The sequence below is a fragment of the Candidatus Neomarinimicrobiota bacterium genome (assembly GCA_041862535.1).
Lineage (GTDB): Bacteria > Fidelibacterota > Marinisomatia > SCGC-AAA003-L08 > TS1B11.
Window position 1 is genome coordinate 1 of record JBGVTM010000105.1, and the last position, 6,826, is coordinate 6,826.

The 6,826-nt window shown below is 52.0% G+C and carries 6 protein-coding genes; 3 read left to right on the forward strand and 3 right to left on the reverse strand.

The annotated features are described in order from the left end of the window. The 3 genes from ACETWG_04045 to ACETWG_04055 all read right to left on the reverse strand — a co-directional run bounded on the left by ACETWG_04045 (position 1) and on the right by ACETWG_04055 (position 3,219). Positions 1-891 (reverse strand): hypothetical protein, encoded by an 891-nt coding sequence (locus ACETWG_04045; protein ID MFB0515761.1) that lies wholly within the window; start codon positions 889-891, stop codon positions 1-3. Positions 892-1,051: 160 nt separating this feature from the next. Then, a complete protein-coding gene (locus ACETWG_04050) occupies positions 1,052-1,912 on the reverse strand; it encodes a DMT family transporter (protein MFB0515762.1) in 861 nt (286 codons plus the stop codon). Between the two features lie 1,040 nt (positions 1,913-2,952). Continuing rightward, entirely contained in the window at positions 2,953-3,219 is a 267-nt protein-coding gene (locus ACETWG_04055) for a hypothetical protein (GenBank protein MFB0515763.1), read from the reverse strand. A gap of 436 nt (positions 3,220-3,655) precedes the next feature. Between ACETWG_04055 and ACETWG_04060 the strand changes: the two genes are divergently transcribed. From ACETWG_04060 to ACETWG_04070, 3 genes are all read left to right on the forward strand, one after another. Beyond that, on the forward strand, positions 3,656-4,909 hold the full coding sequence (locus ACETWG_04060) for a PEGA domain-containing protein (GenBank protein ID MFB0515764.1): 1,254 nt from the start codon (positions 3,656-3,658) through the stop codon (positions 4,907-4,909). Continuing rightward, entirely contained in the window at positions 4,909-5,751 is an 843-nt protein-coding gene (locus ACETWG_04065) for a cohesin domain-containing protein (protein MFB0515765.1), read from the forward strand. Before ACETWG_04060 ends, ACETWG_04065 begins: the two co-directional genes overlap by 1 nt. A gap of 34 nt (positions 5,752-5,785) precedes the next feature. Next, positions 5,786-6,826 (forward strand): FG-GAP-like repeat-containing protein (locus tag ACETWG_04070; GenBank protein ID MFB0515766.1); only part of this gene is annotated, 1,041 nt, incomplete at its 3' end.

Sequence of the window (6,826 nt, forward strand, 5' to 3'; positions counted from 1 at the left end):
TTAAATCCCCAAGTCCCATTCAGGGTGTTCACTGATAGGGTGGGTTGCTGTGTCGATAGTCGCGGTCAGCAAGGCATCCTCATGCTCCTGCAGGAGGGTGATGGGGTATTCGGGAGTGAGAGGACCGAACAGCGCGACACGGAGTGCCGTCTGTTTCCAGGCGCCGGTATCGCTGAACAATCGGATTTTCCTAGCCGACAGGCATTCTTTCATACCCAGCGTTACTGACATGGGTGGGACAAATTGATAGGCCATACCAAAGGTGCGTTGTGCCAAGGCTATGATGGTGTCGATATTATTTTCCTGGACACGCACTGTAGAGTTGCGGACATCATCAATAGTGACGTGGCTGAAGGGGTGTCGTCTGGCTTGGTTGTAAGCGACGTGTCCGTCTTGCCCCCAACCGCCGTAGGTGATGTCGATGGGCGCTTCCCCTATTTTTCGCTTGATTTCCTCTACATTATTCGCGGTGGGCCAGATCCGATTCTCTTCCGGGATCGCAAGGTCAGGACGGACAGGCCCATAAAAGTGCTCTTCCATGAATCCACGAAAACTGTACGGATGTTTCCGGGGGAGTTCGCGACCTTCCCAGTCGAGACATTCATCCATGTGGAAGACAACCAAGTTCTTTAAACTGACTTTTTCCTTGTTAACCAGGTCGGTGAACGGCTGATACCAACAACTTGGTCCACACGGGATGATGGCTCGGGTAACCTCGCCCCTCTCATTATGCGTTTCGATCTCATCGACCAGCTCCCGTGCCATGACCTGGCCCATGGCAGCTGAATCATCAACAAGGCGAAAAGGTATTTTCAACTGGGGATGCTTCTCCAGTTCGTCGTACGCTACCTCGCACCAGGCTTTAAGATTCTGAGATGTAATTGTGCCCATCGTTTCCTCCAGCAGAATATTCAGTTTTGTCCGTGGCAGGCAGCTTTGCCATGTCTACGCAGGTGATGTTGATGTCCGAGTGATTCCTCGCATCATATTAGCTGGTGTAAGGTCTCTATAGGGAACGCCGCTTGGTCCAATTCGCTAAAATGAATATTCATTATTCTGCCATTAGATATATCGCGATGAAGGCTAAAATCATACCCCCAATAATTATCGGATGCGGAATAACAGCGTACAATATGAGCGAGAGAATGACGGTTACAACAGGCGCTAGTGCCATCATAGGCACAACGATGATGGCCTTACCGTAGCGTATTGAATAGGCAAAGAAGAGGAACCCCACCGCATTCAAGGATTGGATGAGTAGTGCGGAGTAAAGCCCGGAGAATCCCCAGTTGATGCTCAGGGAAAAATCGGTCATGAACAAGGCAATCGGAGTCAGTAGGACAGCACTGGACATAGTATAAAACGCGAAGCTCTCCGCATGCATACTATCACCAGCGGATTTCATGATGAAGGCCTGAATACCCCACATCAGGAAGACGACGATTGCCAGCGCTAGCCAGAAATAACCTTTAACAGGTGAGCTTACCGGAGATTGGTATGCCAACATCAAAATAGCGAAAAGGGCGGAGAAAATCCCAATCCATGAGCGTCTACTCGCTCTTTCTTTCAACAGTGTAGCCGATAATATAATCGTTACCACCGGATAAAGTGAGATGATCGGAAAAACGATGTAGGCGGGACCTATCCGCAAAACTTGGAACAGGATGAGCTGGCCACTACATCCTAAAAGCCCTGCACTCATTCCTATAGATATCGAACGCCGATCCCGTTCTAATTGCCAACCGATAAGCTTCAAGGCAATGATAGCAACGGGAATCATCGTCATAGCCCAAGCTGAATAGCCCAGTGTTGCTGGAAATCCAGCCTTTTCCGGTATTTCAATCAACGCACCCCAAATACCCCATAGAAGGGTCGTAGTCATTGCATATGCCAACCATGCTCTAGAATTCACTATACTTCACTCCACTCTATATAGACCTGGATCGCAATTTTAGGCTGGACAAACCTCTCAAAAAAGTTAATATTCACCTGCAGGGCTGTCTACGGTTGTTTTCAAACTCCAATTAATTAGAATTGGTCACAATTGATCAAATTCCTGCCCAATAATGCTTGCCCATTTTTTTTCATAACGGGAAAACAATGATCGAAAAATCCACAGCTATATCTCCTCTTCTGGTCCCTCCGGCGATAAAGCTCAATCTTCGCAAACAGCGACATTTTAGTACAATGTCGGGAGTTGCTCACCTCCAGCCATGTTGGACACATAATCCAGTCCCCGTAAGGGAGTGCGGATCTCATTCCCATCCATAGTGTGGTTTTTCTCAATCGGATAACCTATATGCCCGTATACAATATAGTATATACGGTTATGATATGCATGTCAGAATATATTGATATTAGGAATGTTAAGATTATTGAACACCTAATTTGGGAGCAGGGGGTTGTCCCGCAGCTGCGGGATAGCCCCGAAATCTGATTTTGCCGACGGCAGGTCGTTCCCCCGTCGGCAATTTTCGTTTCAGCCCCTCCTTGTTCGAAATCACCATAGGCATGCAAACAACCGCAAACAAACCGCGGAATAGTATACGGATTGTAGCATACGCAATCGGATGCGGTTTAGGCATACACCCGGGGGGGTATGTCCCCCCAAGGGGCCTTTCCCATTGCCAATATGCGCGGCGTATATTCCCCCTATACAAGGCTTTCGGGGATGAATGGAGTTCAGCAGACCAGAGACCATGCGCTAGAATCCCGTTTTACGCATGCTGGTAGCATTGTAGTGACAACCACGAGCAAAACTCACCTGGATCTATACCTGGGATATGCCTAGATGGAGATGTGTCTGTGATTGGTACTTTTTAAGGATTAAAAATGGAATGTGTTATAGCCGAAGTGATGCTGGAATTAAAGGCCTAAAAATGAATGAATTTTTCAACGAGATTCGCCTACCCCGAATCCCCTTTGAGGGGGTAGGGATCATGCAGGGTCAGTTTAACAGAAACCTTCCAGCACAGATCCACGGGCTTGCCGGCCGGTTCCCGGTCGTCGATAGCCAGGCTTCGTCGTGAGCTCAGCCGAACGGTAGTGGATCTGGCCCGACTCCAGGCAAAGAGCGGTATACTCCAGGAGGTAGTCTTTGATCTGGTTGAAGTACGCCTCGGCCAGGAGAGGAGTCAGATTAAAATCCTCGGTGATCCGGCCGATGATAGCGTTCTTGACCGATTTGGACTTTAACCTTTCAGCAAGTTGGCTTTCCATGATACCTCCAGTATGGTGTCGGTCAATTTACCAACCTCATGCCTAGGTATCATTTGATACTAACTAAAATTAGGGTAGAGGCGCTACAATCACCACATTTCCGAATACGCCGGATACGGGTTTTCATTTCACAACGGGATTCCGTAAATCCGTAGAGCAGATGCTTAGCCTAACTTACTTATGATCCCCATCACGTAATTGACGGGGAACTATTGTATAGCCACGTTATTAGTTAAACTAAACATAGACACTTCTAATTGTTCCCTCTCAACCTCGATAGTGGGAGATGGTCAGTGCCAAGGGCAGTATTTGCATGCCCAAAACTATGTTCTCCTAAAGACCAATTCCCCCTGGCCCCGCGTAGATCTTCATATCCTAAAACATCAGTCAAGCCAAGATTCACTACTTCCAACAGGTCATGGCAGAGATGTCATTGATGAGACGTGTATTATCTATAGCCGCGATTGGGATATTGCTGCTGGCCGGGTCTTTACCCGCCCAGGAAAAGCAGACCCTGGCCGTCCTTGAGTTCGAAGGGTTTGGCCTGTCTGAATCCGAAGTCCAGGCCCTCACGAACCGACTGCGCACCAACACAACTCAGCTGGGTGTATACCGCGTGATCGAGCGGGGCTTGATGCTTCAGATCCTTCAGAAGCAGGATTTCCAACTGACGGGCTGTACGTCAAATGAATGTGCGGTTGAGATCGGGCAGCTGCTTGGGGCGCAGCTCGTGCTGGCCGGCTCCATCGGCAAAGTAGGAAATACCTGGACGGTCGAGATGCGAATCGTGGATGTGGAGAGCAGAGCGGTTATCGAAACGGCTTCCTATGGTACCCAGGGTTCGATTGATCTGGTCCTGACCGAAGGGATGAGCGCTGCGGCGAGGAAAATATGTAGGGTGACAACACCGGAAGTGACGACCGGTCCCACATTAAGGCCAGCGATTGTCGATGTAATGAGTGATCCGCCTGGAGCCATTCTTTTCGTCAATGACCTAGACAAAGGCCCCACTCCTGTGACCCAACTGGAACTTAACCCGGGTGCGGCTCACACAGTCACAGTCCGATTAGATCGTTATCATGCACTTGATACGACCCTTATCCTGGAAGTTGGCGAGCGATCGCAGCTGAATCTTCAACTAAAACCGATCATGGGATGGCTGGCTCTCAATGGCGATGCCGGATCACATGTAAGGCTGGATGGCAAGATCGCGGGGAAGACGCCCATGGACAGGATCCCGCTACAAATGGGTTCCTACCAGCTCAGAATCACCAAGCCCGAGTATTACTCTTACAAGGACACTGCGACGATTCTCAGTGACCACGAAACCGCTCTTAACTATACTTTGAAGAGAAAGCCCAAGGGTCCAGCCGTGGCACTTTCAGTGGTTATGCCGGGCGGAGGTCAGCTCTATCATGGCTATCGAAAAGGTGTGATCTATCTGGGGGCCGCCATGGGGATAGGGTATTGGGGGTATACTACCCACCGGGACTTTTTAGACCACTACGATACTTATCAAGAGCGTCTGGACGACTATAACCGCGAGACAAATGTAGAGATCGCGCTTGAGAAAATGGAAGCGGTGCAGGAGAGTTTCGATTCAATGAAGCAAGCCGAAAAAGGCCGGAATATCTATCTGTCGATGTTGGGGGGTGTCTGGATTATCAACATCGTCGATATTGCCTTCTGATGATGGCTGGCTCTCGAATAACACGTCAGATAACCATAATTCTGACCTTCTTCCTCAGTGTCTGGCTTAGGTGTCCGAGTACGCCTAGTGAGCCCGAGTTCGATAATCCCCTCATCCCTGGCGATCCCACCTACGAACCGCCGCAGACGACGATCACATCCGGTCCTGTTGAAGGAGCGGTGGTGGACACTCACACGGTCTCCTTCACCTGGAGGGGCAATCAGACGATCATGACCTTCTCCTACCGCCTGAATGAAAGCGGGTGGTCGGCCTGGTCCGCGGATACGATGGTGACCTATACTTATCAGGATGAAGGTGATTACCTGTTTGAGGTGAAAGGGCGGTATCTCTCGTGGATTGAGGAGGACACCGCCGCTTTTCGTAATTACACCGTTGACGACATTCACGGTCCCGCTTTATGGCTGCAGCCCCGGTATCAGGAAGTAGACCTGGGTGGCACATTCACAGTTGAAGTGATGCTGGAGGAAATGGAGAACGTGTTTGCCGTCAAGGCCGTACTGGAGTTTGATACCGCCAAGCTTCAGGTTGAGAACATCGAGGTCTACGACGATGCCCGCTCCTTGCTCAAGGCCAACGGCGGCACGGTGATCCCCTTCAGCAAGTATGACAACACTATAGGAACGGCTACCATCGATGTGGCAACGGCGACTGGCGACCCACCGGGTGTGAGCGGGACGGGGGCTATCGCGCTGATCGCGTTCACCGCGGTACAGTCGGGGCAAACGGAGATCACGTTTGATACAGCGTCGGCAATCCGGGACCCGGATAACCAGGACATTTCTCTTTACGAAACGGTCGCCGCTTTGGTGGAGGTGCGGTGATGTATTTGCCACAGATTTACGCGGATAAACACGGATGAAGAAGACAAAAGATATCAGCGTAAATCCGCGTGTATCCGCGGCAGCATTACTCGTGGTCCTGCTGCCCATGCTGGCATTCGCCCAGGCGCCCAATATCGTTTCCACCTACCCCGCCCAGAACGCCCTGAATGTGCCGCTGGATACAACCATCTCGGTCAACTTCGGGGTGGATATGAACTCCACTACCATTAATGCAAGCACTTTCGTTGTGCATGGGAGCTATACTGGTAAGCTAGGCGGTAGCTATAGTACTGTTGGGAATACCGCTACGTTTACGCCCGACAGTACCTTCCAGGTAGGCGAGCAGGTTAGCGTGACGTTGACGACGGGCTTGGAGAATACGGCGGGTGATACGCTGGTGACTCCATTTTCGTGGGGCTTTACAGCCATGTTCACAGGCGGCAGTGGCATCTTCACCGAGGCCGTGAATTACGGCGTGGGTGATGAGCCCCGGTCGGTGACCGCGGCCGACCTGGACGGTGACGGCGACCTGGACCTGGCCGTAGCCAATTCCGATCTCGATAACGTCTCAGTGCTGCTGGGGACCGGGGACGGCATCTTCACCGGGGCCGTGAACTACGGCGTGGGCTATGGTCCCTTTTCGGTGACCGCGGCCGACCTGGACGGTGACGGCGACCCGGACCTGGCCGTGGCCAATGAAGGTTCAAATGATGTCTCGGTGCTGCTGGGGGCGGGGGACGGCAGCTTCGCCGGGGCCGTGAATTACAGCGTGGGTGATGATCCCTGGTCGGTGACCGCGGCCGATCTGGACGGAGACGGCCACCCGGACCTAGCCGTGGCCAATCGCTATTCCAATAACGTCTCGGTGCTGTTGGGGATGGGGGACGGCAGCTTCGCCGGGGCCGTGAACTACGGCGCGGGCGATGGTCCTTGGTCGGTAACCGCGGCCGACCTGGACGGTGACGGCCACCAGGACCTGGCCGTGGCCAATTACATCTCCGATAACGTCTCGGTGCTGCTGGGGGCGGGGGACGGCAGCTTCGCCGGGGCCGTGAACTACGGCGCGGGTGATTGT